Raw genomic sequence first — 23,641 nt, forward strand, 5'->3', positions numbered from 1 at the left:
CTTCACTCGGGACCGCCCAAGATCACGAACTTTATCTAACATGGAATTAAAGTACTGCCACGAATGGCACTAATTAACACTAATACATTCTTTCTTGAAAATAGTGGCGCAAACGGGACGCTTTAGATTTCACGAATGAAACAGACTTTCAGTCTGTTTTGAATGTCTTATAGCATTAATACAGAGCGCTTTAGTCATATCTTTATCTTTACAAATATAAACCATTAAACATTAGGTTATTACAAAGTCAGTTAGATGATAGGCTTGCTCCCTGAATAATTTAAATTAAATCTTTTAAGTGCTTATAATCTTTTCGCTGAGATGAATTTTGTAATGTTTTTAATTGTTCACTAGTGACAAATAGTATTCTCTACGGAATATTCGCGCAACTGGTCCGAACAAACTAATAGTCACTATTTCATAGAGATCACATGATTCAAATAATCTGATCTTTCAATTATTTTTTCGTTTTCGATTCCGATTCCGTTTTCGATTTCGGTTTCGGTTTCGTCCCGATAGCTATCGGGATCGTTTTCGGGATCGTTTTCGATTTCATCTGCTTTGTTTTAGCAAGCATCTTTGGCCTCAATTTATCTCTTACCCCAGTCAAGGCCGTTCTCAATTCACTTATCCGGGTTTCCAAATCTTTGTTCGGCTTATGAGCTCCGCCGTTTAAACCGGCAACTATATTAAGCGATCTGGTTAAAAAATCAAGATGTTCCAACTCCGTGGTTCTTTTTGCTTCGGAGCCGGCTTTTTGCCAGATCGTCTTAAAGTTTTGAATTACTTCTTCCCATTTTGCTTCTATTTTTTCATCTTCAATAACAAAGAGAAGGCATAAATCAATGTTTGACGAGGCAATCATGTCCCAATAATCAAGATCTTCTACATCAGACTTTTCTTTTAATTCATTCTCTAGCTCAATAAGTGTTTCTTTTGCTTCAGAAAAAGTTCTCAATTTATATTTTTCCCCAGCTACAATAAATTCACCTCCATCTTTTATTGCTTCATTAAAAACCAATAAGCAAGCAATTTCTATAGAATTCACCAAAGAATAGGTTTTTTTTGAATTAAAGTCTTTGCTGTAAGCGCTCTCGTAATGGGAGATTGCCGTTTTATAGGCACTGATACGCTTTTTAGAATCGGGTGCCAACATAGCCAAACGTTTATGGACACTTCCCAATAAATTATGACGTTCTGCCGTTTCTCCCGCAAATAGTAAAACACTAAGATCCTTCACTACATTTACTGTTTTTTGGTAGGCTTTCTTTTTGGAATTTGGATCGATTTCTTCGATATCAAAAACTTCCCTGATATATAATTTTGAACGTGTGTTGCAGTATTTTTCCATACAAGAAAAGGAGAAATCAGCATTCTCCATTTTTAGCAACTCTTCATAATTCCCGGTAGCTTCAATATACATTGCTAATTCCTGATAGATTTTAGCCACTCGTTCTATAATTTGCGGAGTTTTTAAAACATCCCGCTCCACGGCCGCCATAATGGTGTTTAAATCTGCTAAATGATCTTTATCTTCTCCTGACTCCATCTGCAACTGATTGAGCAGGTTATCTAGATCAATCTCCGCCTCCTGTGGAACAATATATTTTGGAGACCAAGAACCTTTTCCACTGGAGATGCCTTTTAATTTAAAGAAAGGGTCTCCATAACATTGATAGGCACCCCAAGTGTTATTTCCCGGATGTTTTTCGTAAATATAATTTCGAGCATTTTTCACGGCATCTCCAAAACTATATCCAGCGAACATACTGCTGTAAAAGACCTGTGCAAAATCTAATGCTGCCGCATCATTAACAGCCCATCCAGCGGCGATTACAGCTTTTACACCAATACTTATCAATTGGGTACCAATGTTTGCTGCCAGCTTATATCTATCGCGATAAAATTTTTCATCTTCCGAATTAGTATATCCAAGATGACAACAGTTTACAAAGACGAGTTCAGGAACTACGGGCATCTGCTCTATTTCGAATACCGTTAGGAAGACATCCTTCCCGATAACCATCCCCGATTTTTTTGGAAATTTCGGATTAAAAACCCCATGCCCTGCCAAATGAATTATGGAATAATCATTACAGAAAAAATTCTTGACAATGCTTTCGGCATCTGTTCCAATGAGTTCGGTTGTAGGATAACCCACATTTCCCAAGGTGTCCTTAACCATCATTCCTTCTTCTCTGGCACCGGGCAATTGGGAAATAAAACCATTCAGAATAGGATCGGCAATAATCAAAGCGCCTTTTTCCGCAACGCGTTTTATATTAATTCTGTATTCCTTGGTGGATAACTGTCGGATCATTCCAGCATTGATGCAAAGTGGTTTGGCATTGGTAGTATTGTCCTGAAGCAATTCCCAGGGATAGGAAGCGGTTTTAGTATCCAAAATCCAGGAAATATTTCCTTTTTGCTTCAATTTCTCCTTTAAATTATTAGGAATCAATAACTCGAAAAGTGTTTTTGCCGTGCAGCTAGACCACTGATTATTGCTGGAAGCTTCTGATATAAATAAGTCTATTAACGGCGTGCTGCTGTAAAGTTCGTTCTCTTCTTCTCTAGAATCACCGGTGGAAGATCCAAAAACCATACTTGCAGGATTCCCTGTTTCCTCGTTGCCTTCTTTGTATTTAATGGTTATACGGTTCCACCAATCCTCCGCATTATCCAATGGAATTCTTTTTTGGATACCCAATAAATTTTTGATTCGCTTGTTGCCAATAATGATGTTGTAGGTTGAATTTTCTTTATTAGCAATTTTATTGAGAATATACATACAGTTTAAGGCTCTGTTTGCGTATCGCTCCACAATTTCAATGTGTTGAACGGTTCTATAACTTTCATCGGATAGAATCTTTATTTTTTCATTCGCTCGGTTCACCCCATCAATAATAGCTTTAATTGAACCTTCCACGGAAAGTCCACCATATCCTGTCGCTACAATTAAGGAGGAAACCCCAATCCCCTTTTTGGGAATCTCATCACCCCGAATGATTAACAAATAATTCAAAACACCTTGTTCTACCGATTTTGAAAGCTGAAAGGAGGTAAGCTGATCTGGTTCTCCCAGTCCTACTATAATTGCGCCTTCAAAGTCTGTAAAACTCCTTTTAACAAATATAGCATTGGTGCCAATTTCTCCTGGATAAAGCCCTAATCTATGTTTTGCCGTTAGGCTACCGCCAAGATATTTGTCTATTGACTTTTCGGCGTATAGCACGCCATCATTTAAGAAATGCCCTGCAATAACAGGATATTCTATATAGCGTAAATCGCCATTGCTCACGGTAACCGTAAGTGGAATCTGGCTGCCCACAGGATCAATTTCATCTCCAAGTCCAAATATGGTTTTTTCCAAGCCGCTTTGGGAAAGATCGAAATCTATATCGGGTTCTGCACGGAATATTTCTTCCTCACCTCGTAATAAGGGTTTTGTATTTCGAAGCAATTTGGTTTGTCCGGTGGAAAGTATTTCCTCAATAGCATTAAAAAGATCCGGTTCATTGGCCAATGCTCCATGGGTTACACGCGAATAATAAACGGCATTGGCTTCCACAAGCTGTTTTGGAATCCCGGATGCCCAAGTTACACTTTGATCGCCTTCACTGGTATAAAGGAAATACAATTGTTTTTTCGGCGGAATTTCATCCAAATAATACCCGCAAGGAGTCATTTTATCCTTCCCGGCGATATACACCATACTTGAATAATCTATTTCATCTCTTTTCTTCAGAATATTATCCCGATAGTTTTTAAAATAATCCAGATCGGATTGAAGCGGTAATGGCCAATCGGATTGTCCGAAATAATTCCGCATATTCTTCCAGGTTTCCATTTTAGCGAAATCGTTTTTAGGGTCGGTTGTTAATGGCAACAAAGCCAATATTCCCGGGAATTGGGAGAACATTCTAAGCAGCCCTTTTTTGGTGTGGAAAAGATCCAATTTGCTCAGCTTTTGAATGATGGCATCTTCTCCGAATAACACTGAAGGAATTCTAAACGAACCCCCAAGCGGCGACCCAAGAAAGAGCATCCTAAAGCCTTTTGAAGCTTTTAATTCTTGCCAAGTATCGTCGTGATTAAGAATAAAATCACGCGCCAAAAGTCCGCCCATCGAATGTCCGATGATTTTTATCGGCTGCCCTACTTTTAGCAGACTTTTAATTTTTATGTTGAATTCACTCGCACATTCCGGAAGAGGTTTTCGCCAGTCAAAAGGAAATACTACAACATCATATTTACCCGAAAGCCATCTGTAAAGTTTGTAATACGAAGTTTTTACCACAGAATCTGCTACCACTTTGTTGACATTGGAATATCCCAATTTTATCAATCCGCCGGTAAGGATCCGTCCGTAATGAAGCCATATTTCCTTATCTTTTTGTGTGAGGTTAGAGCCCATAATTCCAGGAAGCATAACCACAATCGGTTTGTTGCCTGAAGGTGGCGAAGTTGAAGGATATAGCTCACCAGATTCTATAAGTGCTCTATCGCTTCCGGGAATTTCATACTGCGGAATACATTTAAATCCGGGAATGAGTTCTCCTTCCACCGTTGTTAACACTAAGCCTATTGCTTCCCTAGTTTTATCATTTTCAAAATACTTTACGTGGTTTACCTCTGCCCCTTGATCAAAGAAATACTGAATGTTATCTTTTCGTCTAGCACCTAAATACATGGAATCTGTATTTACAACCAAATCATTTCGTTGCCAGTAGAACAATTTTCCTAGTATAACAAATAGCCCTTGCCCCGAAAAGCTCACTCTTCCATTTCCTGAAATAACCGCCAAGGGTTTTCCGCTAATTGCAGTTTCTGGTGAAGGATCGTTTAATATTTTTATAAAAGGAGATTCCGGGCGTTGCGCTTCCACACCTGGAAGTACATTTACATCATCCTTGCTTTCAACGGCTGCAGAGAGCAATTCTTTTAAAATATCACCAAACAAACCTCCAGATATGGTTATCAAATTAAAAAACACATTTAAGATATGATCCAATCGTTTTGAAGCCAATTTGGTTCCTGCGGCAGGACAGCCAACTCTTATAAATTTAGCAACCCTTATATTTTTATCCCTAAAGATTTTGTTGAGCGCTTCTATATTCTCAATGTCTTCTTCCCTGTCGCCTTCTTTTTCCAGCAATGCGATGTGGCTGCCAGTAAATCCAATAGAAGAATCATCATTATCACTACTGTATTTATTTAAAATATCTCCTACGATTCCACCTCTGGAATGCGTAAGCAAATGCACTACGGAATGATCCGGAAGCATTTGGGCAAGTTTTACAACGTTCAGCAATGGGCTTTCGGTAAGGGTTCTGTGTTGAAAAGCGAGTACGTTTTTACCGTAAGTTTGATGTAGCGTATTCCAAGTGGGGGAAGCTTTTAAATCCTGAAACGCGCCAAAAGTATCTGAGTTTGTTCCATGGATAAATAGAAAAAACGGATTGTTGGAAGCTTTTCCATCAAAAACCCCAAATTTGAAGTCTCTGTCAACAGTAAACAGGCCAGCGCCTAGAGCCAAAAAGTCTTTTGGAATTACATTCGCCGGAATTTCATTTTGTAAGTGTTTGTCTTCCAATTTTATTGAAAGCTCTGCCACTCCTTTCCCGATGGCCTTTTTTGCAAATACTTTTAAAAGTTTTACAGCTATTTTACCAATAATTCCCCTTTCTGTTGCAGGCGCCTCTACCGAATCAGGCAGTACAAAAACATCGGGCTGCAGGTCGCGACTGCCAGGTGGTTTTAGAGCTGGATCGAGCTCTGGAAAAACCTCGTGCATGGTTGAAGCATCACACATCCAAGACGTACCATCATCAAGAACCAATTCCAATAACTTATCATTTTCTGCTAGTTGTATTTCGTGTTGGTTGGAAGCATCTCTAAAACTGCCCTCCAAATTATACACTACAGCTCCTTCTTGGTCGGTTTCCTTTTTGCCATAAACCACGAGTTTTTTGATTGGTTCCATATTATCAGGTATTAGGTTATTTTAAAAAATAGGTAAGCCTTTCTTTTGAATAAAAGTTTATATCACGGCATATAACACTCAGATACAACAGCTTAAAGAACATTAAATATAAAGCTAAATTAATTAATTTAACTTTTAGCCACTGAAAATGAGTTAATTAAGTAAAAAGGGAGCTATTTGTGAGGAGATTAAAAAGTTACGATATTTTTTTAAATTCCATTATAGTTTTAGCAACGGATTTTTTAAACGAAAAAATGAAGGTTTTTTACACCTTATGTTATAATTAAGCTTCCGGCTTTTTGATCGTAATTTTAGTATCTAACTGAAATCTAAATAAATAACAAAATTACTTCTGCAAAATATTATTGATTGGTAAGAAGGAAACTATTTTGAAGGTTGTCTTTGGGTTTTTGATATATATCTACAAGGTCCAAAGGAGACCTTGCAGGAGTGGAATAATGACCTTGCAGGAAGATTCAAAAAAGATCTTGCGGAATGTCCAAAAGAACAGCAATAAAATGCTGCGTTTTGCCTAGATTCCAAAGTGCAGCAATTGTATATCTTTGTTCACGGAAAATTTGGCTGAAACAGCAATTTTTAGAAAGAAGAATAAGACAAATAATGTCCTTTCAAGGGTTGGAAGGAAAGACTCCTTTATTTATTCTGAAGAGGTTTAAAAAAGTATTATTCTGCTAAAAGTTGCGTTTATAACTTGAACTTAGTACCCAAAACATCGCTTTTGAAAAAAATTCTGATTATTTTATTCTTCTTCGGAAGTATCTCTCTTTTTGCTCAAGAAAAATTCACGTTAAGTGGAACTATTTCAGAAGGAGCTTCTGGAGAAACTCTTTTTGGAGTGAACGTCATTATTCCTTCGCTACAAACCGGAACGGTTACCAATCAATACGGATATTACTCCATTACGCTTCCAGAGGGAGATTATGAAGTCTTTTTCAGCAGTATTGGTTTCGCTACACAAAAAACTCAAATTAGGCTTTCCGAAAATGTTAGACATAATCTGAAGATGGCTGAGGATACGGAAAGTTTGGATGAGGTTATTTTACAGGCAAATGGTGAAAAACTAAATATCAGAAGCTCGCAAATGAGCACCAATACGCTTTCTGCAAGTACCATTAAAAAGATTCCCGTGGTTTTAGGCGAAGTGGATGTAATCAAATCCATCACCCTCTTGCCAGGAGTTACCAGTGCAGGTGAAGGCGCCAGTGGTTTCAACGTTCGAGGCGGCGGTGCAGATCAAAATTTGATATTATTGGACGAAGCCACACTTTATAACTCTTCCCATTTGTTCGGTTTCTTTTCCGTCTTTAACCCAGATGCTATCAAGGATCTAACACTTTATAAAGGAGGAATTCCCGCACGATATGGCGGCCGCATTTCTTCGGTTTTAGATATTTATCAGAAAGATGGAAATAAGCGGGAATATCACGCCAGTGGCGGCATTGGCCTAGTTGCAAGTAGGCTGTTGTTAGAAGGACCAATTAAAAAAGATGAAGCCTCTTTTCTGCTTGGCGGTCGCAGCAGTTATGCACATTTATTTTTGCCGCTATTTGACAATGACAACGTTGCTTATTTCTACGATTTAAACACGAAGCTGAGCTATAACTTCGACAAAAACAATCGGTTTTTTCTCTCTGGTTACTTCGGAAGGGATGTTTTTGAAATCTCTGATACTTTTTCAAATAGCTTCGGAAATACAACCCTCAACTTACGCTGGAACCATTTATTTTCGGATAGATTATTTTCAAACCTTTCCTTAATTTATTCCGATTATTATTACGGTTTAGAACTGAAATTTATTGAATTTGATTTTGATAGCGGCATCCGTAACTTCAATTTAAAATATGATTTCACCCATTATATTTCAGACAATGTAGATTTACGTTATGGTATAAACAGTATCTATTATAAATTCAATCCTGGAAACGTAACTCCAACAACGGCGGATTCTGGAATAAACCCTTTTAAACTCACCGATAAATACGCTTGGGAAAATGCGGTCTATCTAGATGCTGAAATAGATGTTTCAGATAAAATATCAGTGCAAGCAGGGCTTCGCTTATCAACATTTAACCGTTTGGGGCAGGATGAGTTATTTGTTTATGAAAATGGAAACCCCATTCTTTACAATCCCAATTTAGATATTTATCAAAAAGCGAAACCAAGTGATACCATTTCCTTCGGAAGAAGTGAAACCATTAAGTCCTTCGCCAATTTGGAGCCACGCTTTGCAATTTCCTATTTGCTAAATGACGATTCGTCCATAAAAGCCAGTTATAACCGGATGGCGCAGTATGTACACTTAATAAGCAACACCACTTCCCCCACTCCATTTGACATTTATGCGCCAAGTGGAAAATATATTGAGCCGCAAGTGGCAGATCAAGTGGCCTTCGGATATTTTAGGAATTTTAAGAATTATTCTTTGGAAGTGGAGAGCTTTTACAAAAAAGTTAAAAACAGGTTGGACTATGTTGACGATGCCGATTTAATAGCTAACAATGCCGTGGAGCAAATTCTACTGAATGGGGAAGCTAGAGCTTATGGCCTCGAAATGCTCTTCCGGAAAAACACAGGAAAATTACAAGGTTGGATAGCATATACGCTTTCTAAAAGTGAACAACGAACTCCCGGAAGGACCGAATTGGAAACTGGTATTAATAATGGCGAATGGTACAATTCCCCTTGGGACAAAACGCACGATGTTTCCGTAACCGGACAATATGAGCTCTCTAAAAAATGGTCTTTTGGCGCAAATTTCATCTTTCAAACTGGGCAACCCACTACCTTTCCTATTGGACAGTATAAATACAATGGTTTGGTAGTTCCGGTTTATGAGGCACGAAATAGCAGTAGGCTTTCCGCTTTTCATCGTTTGGATTTGTCGGCCACGTGGACGCCCAAGCCCGAAAGCAAAAAGCGTTGGAAAGGCGAATGGGTTTTTAGTATTTACAATGCTTACAACCGAAAAAATGCGGCATCAATCTCTTTTCGGGAGAATACTGATATACGTCAAAACGAGGCAGTGCGGCTGTCTATATTTGGGATAATCCCATCGGTAACCTACAACTTTAAATTTTAAGGTATGAAGAAGTTATTTGCGATAATACTATGTCTCGGAGTTTTAACTTCCTGTGAAGATGTAATTGATGTTGAATTAAATGAAGCCCCACCACGTCTTGTTGTGGAAGCAAATATCAATATTTGGGAAGACGGCACTGCAAACTCCTTGGTCCGGCTGACCACCACTGCCGCTTTCTTTGATAATAACGTTCCCCCCGTTTCAAACGCCCTTGTAAGCATTATAGATGACAGCGGAAGGGTTTATCCTTTTACCTATTCTGAAAATGGGTTTTATGTAAGTAACCTTTCCCCACAATTAGAAACAGATTACACCTTAAAAATCATTTTTAATGATGAAACCTATTCAGCCACAGAGAGGTTGTATTCGGTTGCACCCTTAGAATTTGTAGAACAGCGCAACGACGGCGGTTTTACAGGCGAAGATATTGAGTTAAAGGCATTTTTTACGGATCCCGCTGGGGAAGATAATTTTTATTTTTTTGAAGGACTTTCAGATCGTGGTGACGTTTTGGATGTTTACAGCGACGCGTTTTTTGATGGAAATAGCATTTTTGCTTATTATTTAGTAGAAGATCTTGCTCCAGGTGACGACGTTCAATTCAATTTATACGGTGTTAATGAAGCATTCCACAACTTTATGTTTGTACTATTGCAACAATCAAATAATCAGGGAGGCGGTCCATTTGAAACCCAGCCTGCCACCGTTCGTGGTAATATTATAAATGAAACAAAAGCAGATGACTACCCACTTGGGTATTTCAGGATTTCTGAAGTTTCAACCCTCAATTATACCGTGCAGTAAAATAGCATAACTTTGCAAGACTTTATTTTGACGAAGACGAAACTGAACACTGAACACTGAATACTGAATACTGAAAAAATGTCTTTTATAAAAACCACAGAATCTGATTCAAAATACAATCATTTGGAAAAAATGAGTGTTTCTGAATTACTTGAAAATATCAACAACGAGGACAAAACAATCGCGCATTCGGTGGAAAGATCCATTCCTCAGATTGAAAAGCTAACTAAAAAAGTTGTGGAACAACTAAAAGCTGGCGGCAGATTATTTTACCTTGGCGCGGGCACCAGTGGCCGTTTGGGGATTGTAGATGCCAGTGAATGTCCACCAACCTTTGGCGTATCGCATAACTTGGTAATCGCTTTAATTGCTGGTGGCGATAGTGCCATTAGGGAAGCCGTTGAGTTTGCAGAAGATTCCGAAGATCAAGGCGTCATAGATCTCCAAAAAGAAAATATTTCAAAAAATGATATGGTTATAGGTATTGCTGCTTCCGGAACCACACCTTATGTTATTGGCGCATTAAAATACTGCAATGAAAACAACATCCCAACAGGTTGTATCACTTGCAATGAAGGAAGTCCTGTGGCAACAACCGCCCAATTTCCCGTTGTTGTAACCGTAGGGCCCGAATTTGTAACGGGAAGTTCAAGAATGAAAGCAGGCACTGCACAGAAACTAGTTTTAAATATGATTTCTACCACCGCCATGATTCAATTGGGGAAGGTAAAAGGAAACAAAATGGTGGATATGCAATTGAGCAACAATAAATTGGTCAATCGCGGCATAGGAATGATTATGGCGGAACTGGGAGTTTCTGAAGAAGAAGCAAAGACACTTTTACAAAAGCATAAAAACGTTAGAAACGCAATAAACAACTTTAAAAATGAGTAAAAACCACACAGATTTTGACTTATTGAAAAAGGGTTTAAAGTTTATGGCTTTTGCATTGCCATTGCTTTTTTTGAGTCCTTACCTCCTTACGCTGTCTTTTCTTAACAAAGAAACCTTTATGTTTTTCGTGTTTCTTTCCGTGGGAATAATTGCAGGCGCTGGCGCCATTTATCTTCTTTTTAAGGGAATCAACACTATTATGAAGGGACTTTTTAATTGAGAAAACAGATGCGCAATTAGCATTGTTTTATTTCACTAATGTAACAGACTTTCAGTCTATTTTGAATGGAATTTTCACATTATATAAAACAGTATACCTTCCTCCATTAATATGGCCAATTGAATATTCAGTTTGCCAGCAGTTTTAGATAATCTAAAATAAGTTTCTTTTAATTTGTATATTTTTTATAAAACGCTTATATTTAATTAGTTAACCTAAATCATTTCAATATGAAAGCTCTAACTAAAAAAGTTAAGACCGGAAAGATTAGCGGCTTTAACATCAAGCGAACGTCAAGTGTATTTAATGAGCGCCCAGAACCTTATTTAAAAATCCTTGAAGATGAGAACGAACTTTTAACGGAAGCGGATATGATGCGAATCTTCCGAGTAAACCGTGTAACCTTGTACCGATGGCGCCTAAAGGGAATCCTTCCCTTTTTAAAAGTGAGCCGAAACGTGTATTATCTAAAACAACAGATTTGTGAAATATTACTCGCCAAATCTAGTGTTTTAATCGAGAGTTAATACCCTAAACCCATTAAAAGCAAAAGACCCGCAGTTATTAATTGCGGGTCTTTCTTTTTTAGGTTCGTAGATCAACCTAATTTTAAACGGCCGTTACTTCCCCCAGATAGCTACTGGTGGCGACGCGTTTGTCTTCGGCATCCACAAAGGTTGCCCACGCTTGGATGGCCTGTCCAGACCAATACGGGGGCAAAGGAAGGTTTACCGACGTAGCATCCCGTGTGCCTGCAGGATTGAGGGTTTGATATTCCCCCAGGTTTTCTACAAAAAGCACCACCACCAATTGGTCATCGGCTTGTGCAAATCCCTGCCCACTATTGTCCGTATAGTCCAACTGCAATAGGTTCGTCGAAGGCGCTGTTAATGCAGGAGACTGCAAGCCGCTAAGGTCGCCTTTGCTAATGAGTACCTTTGGGTAGTCCATTACAAAGTCCGTCCCCACTTCCAGCACTGCCTCCAGAATATGGTAGGAAGTGGCCAGATTAAACGGCGATTTGTCCTTTTGCTTCTTCCCGAAATACTTCCCTACAATAGGTTTAATCGGGTTTAAAAAACGGGCTACAAGGCCAAACCTTTCCCGTACCTTTCTTTGTTTATCCGTTGGAGTGCGATTCTCATCAACTTCAGGTACAGAACGCATCACGTACTTCCCTCTCCAGCGTGCTCCTACCACGCTGCCTACTTTTCCACGGAATCCACCTAGGATTCCTTTTTTAAATGTTCCCATGATGTTATGGTTTTAAAGATTAATACTCCGTTAATTATCTAAATATAATGGCGCTTTTTTGTATTACCAAGAAGCTGCAACCAAGCGATACCATAAACTGCCTGAAACAACCAAATGGCATACCATTGCAACCTCCTGTAACAAACCGGCATATTTATTGGGGTTTGCTCCCAGTTTGGTTGCAGATTGGTTCGAGAATACGTGCACTGTTTTTTTTTGGGAAACGTCTTTTCTAGAACGAGGGGCTACTTAGTGTGGAGAGATGAGTGGGTATGCCGTGGTATACTTGGGACGCGTAAAAGCGATATAAAAAATGTCTTTTCAGTATTTGTTTTTGATAGATATTAGCTTCACGTTCGATATAGTTTACAATTTCGTTTTCCATTTGCGTCAACTTCATATTCATCTTCAAAATCATGTACGCTTCTTCCCTTCAAATAATGTTAAAATAAAAAAACGAGTAATCTTTCATGGGAGAATGTTCAGTGTTAAGTATGAAATTTTGCACTTTCACGCCCTTTTCAAGAGAAAAAAGCAGCAATATTTAGTTGCTGTTGGCAGTTTATGCAGTAGTTTTTGGTCAGTTAAAAATTAAAAAAACTTGGCAACTTGGCAACTTGACGGCCTTGCGAGACAAAAAATTGTTCTAAGAAAATTCGTGTATTCGTGGCCAACCCCCACGTCCTCTGCTATCCCAATTTCCTTTTCGTCTTTAGCGGTGCCTGAGTGTTTTGAAAGCCCTCCAAATAATAAAAATTACAAATCAAACTTTCTTGCTTTCAAAATGTATCGAAGGCTCGATTTCCCTCCTACGGCGGGCAGGTCTTTTCGTTTTCGATTTCGATTTCGATTTCGATCTCATCTCAACATAACAAGCCTCAAATTCACTACATTTGCCGAAAATATAAAACGTGAATTATCTTTCAGTAGAAAATATATCCAAGTCTTTCGGGATGCGGGCTTTATTTGAAAATATTTCCTTCGGAATAAACGAAGGCCAAAAAATAGGTTTCGTCGCCAAAAATGGTACCGGGAAGACCTCCTTACTTAACATCATCGCCGGCAATGACAATGCCGATACAGGGAACGTGGTTTTTAGAAAAGGTCTTAAAATTGCCTATCTGCCTCAGGAACCAGATTTAGATCCTCAGTTAACGGTGGAGCAGACTATCTTTTCTGCAGACAATCCCATCTTGAAGATTATAGAGGACTATGAACACGCCCTTGAAAACCCAGAAGATGCGGAAGCCTTCCAAAAAGCATTTGATGCGGTAGACGCTCACAACGCTTGGGATTTTGAAACACGTTATAAACAAATTCTCTCAAAACTTAAGATGGACGACTTGCACGCCAAGGTTTCCAGCCTTAGCGGCGGACAGAAAAAACGGCTGGCACTTGCTAACGCGCTGCTCACCACTCCAGATTTGTTGATTATGGATGAGCCGACCAACCATTTGGATCTTGAAATGATAGAATGGCTGGAAAACCTCTTCGCAAAGGAGAACTTCACCCTTTTTATGGTTACGCACGACCGTTATTTTCTGGAACGCGTTTGTAACGAAATCGTAGAGCTTGATGAGGGAATACTATATAGCTACAAAGGAAATTACAGCTATTACCTCGAAAAAAGAGATGCGCGAATAGAAAACGAAGTATCAGAAACAGGAAAGGCAAAGCAACTTTTCAAAAAAGAACTGGACTGGATGCGCCGCCAACCAAAGGCACGTACCACAAAAAGTAAAAGTCGAATTGAAGATTTTCACGAGATAAAAGATCGCGCCAGTAAACGAAGAAACGACCATCAAGTGCAGTTGGAACTCAATATGGAGCGCATGGGGACGAAAGTGGTGGAATTCCATAAGGTTTCAAAATCTTTTGGTGACAAAAAGCTATTGAATAATTTTGAGTATAACTTCAATAGAGGAGAAAGAATTGGTATTATCGGAAAAAATGGTACTGGAAAATCTACGTTTTTAAATATTCTTACTGGAGGTCTGCAACCGGATGCAGGAAAAGTTATTGTTGGCGACACCGTTCGGTTTGGCTACTATACTCAAAGTGGTATCAACATTAAAGACGGTCAAAAGGTTATAGATGTAATTCGTGAATTCGGTGATTATATTCCGCTGAAAAAAGGGCGTCAGATCTCTGCTTCCCAACTTTTGGAACGCTTTCTTTTCGATCCTAAAAAACAATATGATTTTGTTGAAAAATTAAGTGGTGGAGAACGGAAACGTCTTTATTTGTGTACCGTTCTTATAAAAAACCCAAACTTCCTCATTCTGGATGAACCTACAAACGATTTGGATATTGTAACTTTAAATGTTCTAGAAAGCTTCCTGTTGGACTTTCCGGGTTGTCTTTTAGTAGTTTCCCACGACCGTTATTTTATGGACAAGATTGTGGATCACCTTTTTGTGTTTAGAGGAGATGCTGAAGTAGAAGATTTCCCAGGAAATTATAGTGATTTCAGAAGCTATGAGGATAGCCAACCTACCGTAAAAAAAGAAATTGAAACCAACTCAAAATCAAAAAACGATTGGAAGGACAATAAAAAAGACAATACAACAGCCGTTAAGCTAAATTATAACGAACAGAAAGAGTTCGGGAAACTGGAGAAAGAAATTGCCAATCTCGAAAAAAACCGGGAAACACTCCAAAATAAATTCGCCACAGAAAATTGGGACGGCGCCGAAATTGACAAGCAATCCATCAAGCTTCAGGAAATCATTGATATGATAGAATCCAAAACAGAAAGATGGTTTGAACTGTCTGGGAAGATGGAAGGTTAGACAGAGGTTGCAGGTTTAGAGTTTAGAGTTTAGGGTTTAGGGTTTAGAGTTTAGAGTTTAGAGTTTAGAGTTTAGAGTTTAGGGTTTAGAGTTTAGGGTTTAGAGTTTAGAGTTTAGAGTTTAGAGTTTAGAGTTTAGAGTTTAGAGTTTAGAGTTTAGAGTTTAGAGTAAATTAAAAAAACTTGGCGACTTGACGTGCATCTTTCCCGATAAAACCACGATTTAATATAGAATGAAAGAGGATTTTTATAAATATCAAGCACAAACTACATCGCATCCTTTGGCGATGGAGATTTCCCATGCAAAAGGGAGCTATATTTATGACACTTCGGGAAAGAGGCATCTTGATTTTGTAGCTGGAGTTTCGGCCTGCACTTTGGGACATTGCCACCCCAGAGTGGTTTCAGCAATAAAAACCCAGACGGAAAAATATTTGCACGTTATGGTATATGGCGAATATATTCAAGCGCCCACGGTACAACTTGTAAAATTGCTTTCTGAAAATCTTCCTGAAAGTCTAAACACTACCTACTTAGTAAATAGCGGCACCGAAGCCGTTGAAGGGGCTTTAAAGTTAGCGCGCCGAGCAACCGGAAGAACCCAATTCTTGTACGCAAACCACGCTTACCATGGTAACACTATGGGCTCCATGAGTGTTATGGGTTTTGAGGAACGTAAAAATGCATTCAAACCTTTACTACCAGACTGTTTCCCCGTAAACTTCAACGATGAGGCAGATCTTCAAAAGATAACTTCGGAAACCGCAGCCATTCTTTTGGAAACCATTCAAGGCGGAGCAGGCTTTATTCAGCCGGAACATGATTATTTAAAAAAAGTACGCCAGCGTTGTGATGAAACGGGAACTCTTCTCATTTTAGATGAAATCCAGCCGGGATTTGGTCGAACCGGGAAGCTCTTCGCCTTTGAACATTTCGGGATTGTGCCAGATATATTGGTTATGGGCAAAGGAATGGGCGGCGGACTGCCAATTGGTGCCTTTACTGCTTCCCATCAGGTTATGAAACTGCTTCAAGAGAACCCAAAACTAGGGCATATCACCACTTTTGGCGGAAACCCTGTCATTGCTTCAGCTGCTTTGGTCACCCTTCAGGAATTGACAGAAACTGACATCATTAAAGAAACACTTCAAAAGGAAAAGCTTTTTAGAAAACTTCTAAAACATCCCTTAATAAAAGAAGTTCGCGGTAAAGGCTTGATGTTAGCGGCAATCATGGAAACGCCAGAGATTGCTTCCGAAGTAATTCTAGCCTGTAAAGACCGCGGATTGATACTTTTTTGGCTTCTTTTTGAAGGCCGAGCAATCCGAATTACCCCTCCGCTTACAATCAGCAATGACGAAATTACAGAAGGCTGCAAAATACTGCAAGACGTTTTAAACAATATTCAAAGCTATTAATTCACTGCAACTACTTTGATTCCAGTATTTTATGTCGTATCTTTCTGTTGATAAGTCCGTTAACAAGAAACACGGCATAGGAATTGAACTTATATATTCATTATTATCTTTAAATAAGAAGAAACCGTTAAAATCTGCTTATGCAATTAAGTTCAAATGAACATAACAACTTCTCGCTGGAAAGATTCGAGTCTATGTTGAAAACCAACAGCGTTCTATTTTTTGATTCGGAAGAATTTGAAGAAATAGTGCACCATTATCTCGAAAACGGAAAGATTGCGCTGGCCAAGAAAGCTACTAAATTAGGCTTGGAGCAACATCCATCTTCCACGAACCTGAAGCTTTTCCGAATAGAAATGTACATTTTCGAGAATAAATTGGACATCGCCGATGAACTTTTGGACGACCTGCATTTGCTGGAACAGAGCAATGAGGAGATTTATATTCAAAAAGCAAATATTTTTTCACGTCGCGACAAACATTCCGAAGCAATCCAACTTCTAGAAAAAGCTTTGGAAATAACGGATGATGAAGCAGACGTACTTTCCCTACTCGGCATGGAATATCTTTTTATGGAAGATTATGTTCACGCCAAATATTACTTTATGAAGTGTTTGGAAGAAGATCAAGAGGATTATTCTGCTCTATTTAATATTATCTATTGCTTTGAATTTCTTGACGAATATGAAGCAGCCATTGAGTATTTAAACGATTTTCTGAACAAAAACCCCTATTGTGAAGTGGCTTGGCATCAACTGGGCAAGCAGTATTATGAACTTAAAGAATACAAAAAAGCACTCGCCGCCTATGACTTTGCTATCATTAGCGACGATCGTTTTATCGGCGCCTATCTTGAAAAAGGAAGGGTACTTGAAAAGTTGAAAAAATATGTTGAGGCTATTGAAAGCTATTCTATAACTTTAGGTTTGGACGATCCTACTTCCTACGCTTTGTTGCGCATTGGAAAATGTTACGAAAAATTGGGCAATGCCGAAATGGCAATTCAATTTTATACAAAATGTGTAAAGGAAGACACCTTATTGGACAAGGCTTGGATAGCAATTACCGATTTCTACATCAAAAGAAAGCAGTTTCAAAAAGCACTTTACTATATTGAAAAAGCAATCAGTATTGATGCTGAAAATGTGCATTACTGGAAGCGATATGCAAAAATCAGCAACAAATTAAGCCTTTATGAAGAAGCTGAAGTAGGCTATAGAAAAACCTTGGAACTTGGGAATTATGAGATGGAAACGTGGATTACCCGTGGTGATATTCTTACCAATTTAGGTGAATTTGAGGCTGCCGTAAATAACTTTAACCAAGCTATGGAATTCTATCCAGAAAATGCCGAACTAGAATACAGACTTTCAGGACTTTACTACACATTAAGTGAAAATGATAAAGGCGCATTTCATTTAAAAAATGCCCTTAAATCTGAACCAGAGTTTTTAATGATTATCGAAGAACTTTTTCCACAAGTATTCCATCTAAAGACGGTAGTTGAAATAATCAAAAAACACAAAAATCCTTCACTTTAAATTACGTATTTTTGGGGTTTTAGCAAAATTAGCTTATGCCTCAAAGAAATTTCCTCCAGTATTTAATTGTAACCGCTAAAGGCCTTGCCATGGGCGCTGCTGATGTAGTGCCAGGAGTTTCTGGCGGAACGATTGCCTTTATCTCGGGTATCTACGAAGAACTTATTGAGACCATTCACAACATTGATCTAGGTTTTTTTAAAATCTGGAAAAAAGACGGGTTTTCAAAAGCTTGGAAACACTATAACCTCGCTTTTTTATTGGCTCTCTTTTCGGGAGTTTTTATAAGTATCCTCTCCCTTGCAAAATTGATTACTTGGCTTTTGGAAGCCTATCCCATAATGGTTTGGTCGTTTTTCTTCGGCTTGGTAATAGCGAGTATTGTTTATGTGGGGAAACAGATTAGCAGCTGGCGGGGGGCTGTAATTATTTTTCTTATTCTCGCTTCGGGTCTCTCCTACCTTATCACTATTGCAGATCCCATTGGCTCTCCTGAAAGTATTTGGTTTCTTTTTTTAGCTGGTTTTATCGCTATTATAGCAATGATACTTCCGGGAATTTCAGGCGCCTTTATCCTATTGCTTTTAGGTGCTTATACCGCCGTGATTGGCATAGTAACCCAACTGACCGAGGGACTGGCAACCTTAAACAGTTCGATGTTTTTACAAGCATTAGGAAAATTACTTATATTCGGAGTTGGTGCTATTGTAGGCTTAAAAGTATTTTCCAAAGCATTAAATTGGATGTTTAAACACCACGAAAATTTAACCCTCGCGGTTCTCACTGGGTTTATGATTGGCGCCCTTAATAAAATATGGCCCTGGAAAGAAGTATTGCAATACAGAACAAACCACGCCGGGGAGCAGATTCCTTTTATTGAAAGAAGTATTCTCCCACAAAACTATGACAGTAACCCACAGATTTTATATGCTGTAGTCTTTGCTATTATTGGGTTTTTAACCATTTTCCTTTTAGAGAGATTTGCAGATAACAATAAAACACCCGAACCGCTAACGAAGAATGAAGCTTAATCCAGATGACGCATCTAGCAACCGAAAAGCTGGTTTTGAATATCAAATTTTGAATTAAAAATGTACGAAAATCGCTCCCTTTCCGATAAAACTTGGCTGGTACTGAAGGGATTGGCGATGGGCGCTGCCAACAAAGTTCCCGGCGTATCAGGCGGAGTGGTGGCTTTTGTGGCAGGATTTTATGAAGAGTTTATTTACTCACTGCAAAAAATAAACAAAAAAGCATTTAAGCTTCTGATTGGCGGTAGATTTAAAAGCTTATACCAATACACCAACGGACAGTTTTTATCGCTATTGATCTTAGGAATGATCATCAGTTACTTCAGCATTTCTAAGATCTTAGACTACTTAATTGTCCATTACGAATTATACGTTTGGAGCGCTTTCTTCGGAATGATAATAGGGTCCATTTATTTTATTGCAAAAGATTTTGGCAGTTGGAATCGCAAGTATTTGGCCTATCTACTTTGCGGAGTAATTGCGGGAGTTGGTATCAGTTTTCTGGAACCAGCAAAAGAAAACAGCAACCTGATTTTTGTGTTTTTCTGCGGAATTATCAGCGTCTCGGGAATGACTTTACCAGGTCTTTCCGGCTCCTTTATCCTGATACTTTTAGGAAACTACGTGTTACTCCTAGTTGATTCAGTAAATGCACTTTTTGACACTTTTGCCAATATATTTCAATGGGATTTTAGTTGGGTCTATAATCCGGAGCGTATCGAACTTTTAAAGGTTCTAAGTGTTTTTTCCATGGGTTCTTTGGTTGGTTTGGTCTCGCTTTCACATTTATTGGCCTACGTTCTTAAACGTTTTAAAAAAGCAACTTATGCGGTTATCATTGGGTTTATTGCCGGTTCATTAGGTGTAGTTTGGCCGTGGAAAAAGGAAATATATGAAGGTTTTGATTCTTTTGGAAAACCCTTGTTGGATGCAAATGGCAGAAAAATAATTACAGGTTATGACCGGTTTTTTCCTTCGGAATTTAGCAAGGAAACCATGCTTGCCATCGTTTTTATGATCATTGGCGCCCTGATTGTTCTAAGCTTGGATTGGTACGACAACCTTAAAAACAAACCACATGTCTAAATACGGACTACTGGGCAGAAACATCAGCTACTCTTTTTCAAAAAAATACTTTTCTGAAAAATTCAAAAGAGAAAATTTAGCGCATTCGTATGAAAATTTTGACATTTCTTCCATAGAATTATTTCCGAAGATTATTTCTGAGACTAGCAACCTCAAAGGTTTAAACGTTACTATTCCATATAAGGAAACAGTAATTGAATTTTTAGATAAATTAGATGAAGATGCCGAAAAAATCGGAGCCGTGAATACCATAAAAATCGCCAGTAACAAAAAACTGATAGGCTACAACACGGATCATTTTGGGTTCCGAAAATCTCTTGAATCCTTCTTACCTCTTCAGAAAAAAACGGCGTTAATACTTGGTACGGGTGGCGCATCAAAAGCGGTTGCGTTTGCACTTAAAAACTTAGGCTTCAGTTTCAAATTTGTAAGCAGGACAACATCTTCAGAAACACTCACTTATTCAGATTTAAACCAATCCATTATTGAAGACCACTTGTTGATAGTTAATTGCACACCGCTGGGAACTTCTCCAAATATTGCGGATTGCCCACCTATCCCCTATCAATATTTAACCGAAAACCACCTTCTTTATGATCTTATCTACAACCCCGCGGAAACTACATTTCTAAAACTGGGAAAAAATCAACAATCCCAAACCCTTAACGGGTTGGAGATGTTGAAAATACAAGCGGAAAAAGCCTGGGAGATTTGGAATTCATAAAATTGATGTAAAAACATTCAAAAAGATGCTGTGTGCTTTGCCATTTGCACAGTTGTTAGTATATTGACGCTCAAAGAAAAATGAACTTAAACATTGAAACAAATGTCCGACGAAAAATTGCCGCAAGAAGAAAACGAAAAAGAAATCCCTACAACAGATACTCCTCAGGACTCTCAAACTACTTCTGAAAACCCTGAAGTTCCAAAGGAAGCTTCTGAAAAAACCGAAACCGAAATTACTGCAGAAGAAAACTCAGTAGATGACGCAAATACAGAAAGGCCTTCTCCTGCTGAAGCTTCGGAGGACGATCCATCCTACGCTAAAGCTTCGGAGGACGAAGGTCCATCCTACGCTAAAGCTTCGGAGGACGAAGGGGGGGATGGTGTTGAGGAAGCGATGCTTGCTGAAAAGAAATCAGTAGCGGATAAAGAATCGACAGAAGCAACTTCTAACGAAAAGATTGAAGCTTCGGAGGATGATCCATCCTTCGCTAAAGCTACGGAGGGTGAAGACCCATCCTTCGCTAAAGCTACGGAGGATGAAGACCCATCCTTCGCTAAAGCTACGGAGGATGAAGAGGAGGTAGAATCTTCGGAAGATGATGAGGAAGATGAAGATCCGTCCTACGCTAAAGCTTCGGAGGATGAAGAGGAGGTAGAATCTTCGGAAGATGAGGATGAAGAAGGGGACGATAGCGAAGAAAAAGCTCAAAAAGATTACAGTACACTTTCAAAAAAAGAATTAGTTGCTGCTTTGGACACACTTCTAAAGTCCAAAAAAATACAAGAATTAAAACACGATGTTGAGGAAATTCGTTCTGAATTTAACAGTCAGTTTAATGAAGAATTAGAGCAGAAGAAAGAAGAGTTTCTTGCGGAAGGGGGAAATATCATCGACTTCCACTACACTACTCCACTTAAAAAGGATTTTAATTCACTTTATTTCGACTATAAAGAAAAACGCAACAACCATTATAAAACCCTTAAAAAGGATTTACAGTCCAACTTAGATAAGCGATGGGAGTTAATTGAAGAACTCAAGAGCCTTTTAAACACAGAGGAAAATATTAACACCACTTACAAGCATTTTAAGGATATTCAAGAAAAATGGCATCTTGCAGGAGCAATTCCACGAGACAAATACAATACGGTTTGGAATACATACCATCATCACGTGGAAAATTTCTACGATTTTCTTCACCTAAACCGTGAATTCCGTGATCTGGATTTTAAACACAACTTAGATGCCAAATTAAAGCTAATTACCCGTGCCGAAGAACTTGCACAGGAAGCAAACGTAAATAAGGCATTCCGCGAATTACAGATGCTCCATAAAATGTGGAAAGAGGAAATTGGGCCTGTTGCCAAAGAATATCGCGACGAAGTTTGGGATAAATTTAGCGATGCCACAAAAGTGATCCACGATAAGCGCCAAGGACAATTGGCCGAAATGGAAAAAGACTTTGAAGATAATTACGAAAAGAAAAAACAGCTTGTTGAGGAAATAAAAAAAGCAACCGAGGAGGCTAAACCAAGTCATCAATGGTGGCAAAATGCCATTAAGAAAACACAGGAATTTCGGGATGCTTTCTTTAATACAGGTCGCGTACCTAGAGCCAATAACAAAGAAATCTGGAAAGCTTTTAAAGATGCTACCGGAAACTTTAACCATCAAAAAAACAGCTTTTATAAAAATCAGAAAAAGGAACAGTACACCAATTTGGAAAAGAAACGGGAGTTGATAAAAACTGCCGAAGAGAACAAAGACAGTGAGGATTTTGATGTTACAACCCCTTTGATGAAAACTATTCAAAACGATTGGAAAAATATTGGTCACGTACCCCGAAAGGATAGTGATAAAATATGGAAACAATTTAAAAAAGCTTGTAACCATTACTTTGACCGCGTTCACGCAGAAAAAAACCAAGCCAATAAAGAAGAGGTTGTTCATTTAGAAGCTAAAGAAAAAATGCTGGAACAACTGGGTTCATTTGAACTTAGCGGCGATCATAAAGCTGATATAAAATCCATCAAGGAAAACATTACCGCTTGGAAAAATATTGGACGTGTTCCCTACAACAAACGTAATATTGAGCAAAAATTCAATAAGATTCTAGACGGACTATTTTCTAAATTGGATTTAGGTAAAAAAGAAACTGAGCTTATCAAGTTTGATAACAAACTAAACACGCTCGTCAACAGAGAAGATGATCGAAAATTAAAGAACGAACATTTCTTTATTTCAAAAAAGATTGACGAAACCAGAGACGAGATACGCCAACTGGAAAATAACTTAGGCTTCTTCCGTCACGTAGATGACGACAATCCAATGGTAGTTGAAGTTAATAAAAACATTGATCGCCATAAAGAACAACTTGAGGTTTGGAAAGCAAAGCTTTCGAAAATCAAGGAAGTTAGAGAGTAATAAAACTTAAAAATGCCGGATGAAAATTCGGCATTTTTTTTTACAATTGCGGGTGGCATATTTCTTGGATTTGGAAGAATAGCGTTGCGGAGGGCTGCGGATTTATTACCACGAATTCACGAATTTTCTTTGAATATTTTCTTCTCTCGCAAACCAGCCTCCGGCAGGCAGGGACGCCATGTCGCAAAGTATATTTTCAACTACCGACTCCCAACTGAAATTGAAATCGAGCCTTCGATACATTTTGAAAGCGAGAAAGTTTGATTCTTAATTTTTATTATTTGGAGTGCTTTCAAAACACTCAGGGACCTTTGAAGGTCGAAATTTGTTTTTTTGGATTTTGGAACCTGCCCGTCTGGTTTACCCGC

16 protein-coding genes are annotated in these 23,641 nt (G+C 38.6%); 13 read left to right on the forward strand and 3 right to left on the reverse strand.

The features are described 5' to 3' along the window. Positions 1–457: 457 nt before the first annotated feature. Entirely contained in the window at positions 458–5,986 is a 5,529-nt protein-coding gene (locus G440_RS0112415) for a CHAT domain-containing protein (protein ID WP_026451600.1), read from the reverse strand. Positions 5,987–6,725: 739 nt separating this feature from the next. Here G440_RS0112415 and G440_RS0112420 point away from each other — a divergent pair. The 5 genes from G440_RS0112420 (at position 6,726) to G440_RS0112440 (ending at position 11,531) form a co-directional block, all read left to right on the forward strand. Further along, positions 6,726–9,086, forward strand: a complete 2,361-nt coding sequence (locus G440_RS0112420) for a TonB-dependent receptor (protein WP_034259499.1) — start codon at positions 6,726–6,728, stop codon at positions 9,084–9,086. A gap of 3 nt (positions 9,087–9,089) precedes the next feature. Beyond that, positions 9,090–9,890, forward strand: coding sequence for a DUF4249 domain-containing protein (locus G440_RS0112425; RefSeq protein ID WP_026451602.1), 801 nt, complete (start codon positions 9,090–9,092; stop codon positions 9,888–9,890). A 78-nt stretch (positions 9,891–9,968) separates the two neighbouring features. Next, a complete protein-coding gene (gene murQ, locus G440_RS0112430; RefSeq protein WP_026451603.1) occupies positions 9,969–10,784 on the forward strand; it encodes an N-acetylmuramic acid 6-phosphate etherase in 816 nt (271 codons plus the stop codon). Further along, complete coding sequence (locus G440_RS0112435) at positions 10,777–11,004, forward strand: DUF6095 family protein (RefSeq protein ID WP_026451604.1); 228 nt, start codon at positions 10,777–10,779, stop codon at positions 11,002–11,004. Before murQ ends, G440_RS0112435 begins: the two co-directional genes overlap by 8 nt. A gap of 230 nt (positions 11,005–11,234) precedes the next feature. Next, complete coding sequence (locus G440_RS0112440) at positions 11,235–11,531, forward strand: helix-turn-helix domain-containing protein (protein ID WP_026451605.1); 297 nt, start codon at positions 11,235–11,237, stop codon at positions 11,529–11,531. Between the two features lie 82 nt (positions 11,532–11,613). Here the strand turns inward: G440_RS0112440 and G440_RS20755 are convergent, their stop codons facing one another. Together G440_RS20755 and G440_RS21240 are read right to left on the reverse strand one after the other, a co-directional pair. Next, the gene (locus tag G440_RS20755) at positions 11,614–12,258 is read right to left on the reverse strand and encodes a DUF6266 family protein (protein WP_051285358.1); all 645 of its coding nucleotides are present in this window, start codon (positions 12,256–12,258) and stop codon (positions 11,614–11,616) included. 63 nt (positions 12,259–12,321) lie between these two features. Next, positions 12,322–12,465: a hypothetical protein gene (locus G440_RS21240; protein WP_157417975.1), complete on the reverse strand. Its 144-nt coding sequence runs from the start codon at positions 12,463–12,465 to the stop codon at positions 12,322–12,324. 704 nt (positions 12,466–13,169) lie between these two features. Here G440_RS21240 and G440_RS0112455 point away from each other — a divergent pair. From G440_RS0112455 to G440_RS0112490, 8 genes are all read left to right on the forward strand, one after another. Continuing rightward, a complete protein-coding gene (locus G440_RS0112455; RefSeq protein WP_026451607.1) occupies positions 13,170–15,050 on the forward strand; it encodes an ABC-F family ATP-binding cassette domain-containing protein in 1,881 nt (626 codons plus the stop codon). Positions 15,051–15,282: 232 nt separating this feature from the next. Continuing rightward, on the forward strand, positions 15,283–16,467 hold the full coding sequence (locus G440_RS0112460; protein ID WP_026451608.1) for an aspartate aminotransferase family protein: 1,185 nt from the start codon (positions 15,283–15,285) through the stop codon (positions 16,465–16,467). Positions 16,468–16,607: 140 nt separating this feature from the next. Then, entirely contained in the window at positions 16,608–18,008 is a 1,401-nt protein-coding gene (locus tag G440_RS0112465; protein WP_026451609.1) for a tetratricopeptide repeat protein, read from the forward strand. A gap of 35 nt (positions 18,009–18,043) precedes the next feature. Then, positions 18,044–19,039 carry a DUF368 domain-containing protein gene (locus tag G440_RS0112470; RefSeq protein WP_026451610.1) on the forward strand — a complete coding sequence of 332 codons (996 nt, stop codon included), beginning with the start codon at positions 18,044–18,046 and terminating at the stop codon, positions 19,037–19,039. Positions 19,040–19,099: 60 nt separating this feature from the next. Next, positions 19,100–20,125 carry a DUF368 domain-containing protein gene (locus tag G440_RS0112475; RefSeq protein WP_026451611.1) on the forward strand — a complete coding sequence of 342 codons (1,026 nt, stop codon included), beginning with the start codon at positions 19,100–19,102 and terminating at the stop codon, positions 20,123–20,125. After that, complete coding sequence (locus G440_RS0112480) at positions 20,118–20,849, forward strand: shikimate dehydrogenase family protein (protein WP_026451612.1); 732 nt, start codon at positions 20,118–20,120, stop codon at positions 20,847–20,849. Before G440_RS0112475 ends, G440_RS0112480 begins: the two co-directional genes overlap by 8 nt. A 102-nt stretch (positions 20,850–20,951) precedes the next feature. After that, on the forward strand, positions 20,952–23,273 hold the full coding sequence (locus tag G440_RS0112485; RefSeq protein WP_034259503.1) for a DUF349 domain-containing protein: 2,322 nt from the start codon (positions 20,952–20,954) through the stop codon (positions 23,271–23,273). Positions 23,274–23,285: 12 nt separating this feature from the next. Then, entirely contained in the window at positions 23,286–23,537 is a 252-nt protein-coding gene (locus G440_RS0112490) for a hypothetical protein (protein ID WP_026451614.1), read from the forward strand. The last annotated feature ends 104 nt before the right edge of the window (positions 23,538–23,641 follow it).

The organism is Aequorivita capsosiphonis DSM 23843 (assembly GCF_000429125.1).
In the GTDB taxonomy this organism is placed as follows: domain Bacteria; phylum Bacteroidota; class Bacteroidia; order Flavobacteriales; family Flavobacteriaceae; genus Aequorivita; species Aequorivita capsosiphonis.